Genomic DNA, 513 nt, shown 5'->3' with positions numbered 1-513 from the left:
TCAGCAGGATGGTCTTGCCTTCAGCCTGGATCTTCACCAGCAGCTCGCGCAGGCCCAGTTTCTCGGTAGCGTTCATGCCGGCCGCCGGTTCATCCAGCGCCAGCAGTTGCGGATCGGTCGCCAGGGCACGGGCGATTTCCAGGCGGCGCTGGTCGCCATACGACAAGTGGCGCGCCGTGCGCTTGGCGAACTGGCCGATGCCCACGAAGTCCAGCAGCTGCTGCGACTTGGCGCGGATCGCCGCCTCTTCGTCACGTGCTGCCTTGTGGCGGAACACGGCACCGAAGACATTTTGCTTGGTGCGCACGTGGCAGCCGACCATCACGTTTTCCAGCACGGTCATTTCACCGAAGAGGCGGATGTTCTGGAAGGTACGCGCGATGCCGGCCTTGGCCACTTCGTGCGGGGCGCTCGGCGAATAAGGCTTGCCATCCAGTTCGAAGCTGCCGGTATCGGGTTGGTACAGGCCCGTGATGACGTTGAAGAACGTGGTCTTGCCGGCGCCGTTGGGGC

The 513-nt window shown here is 63.9% G+C and carries 1 protein-coding gene; it reads right to left on the bottom strand.

Annotated features, from left to right (window positions below; all coding sequences use genetic code 11):
* A partial coding sequence (locus FYB76_RS26515) for an ABC transporter ATP-binding protein (RefSeq protein ID WP_154135604.1) occupies positions 1 to 513 on the bottom strand: 513 nt, incomplete at both ends.

Source organism: Herbaspirillum sp. CAH-3 (genome assembly GCF_009668275.1).
GTDB classification, from domain to species: domain Bacteria; phylum Pseudomonadota; class Gammaproteobacteria; order Burkholderiales; family Burkholderiaceae_D; genus Herbaspirillum; species Herbaspirillum aquaticum.
The sequence above is the reverse complement of the archived record's forward strand: the minus strand, read 5'-3'. Positions and strand labels throughout refer to the sequence as shown.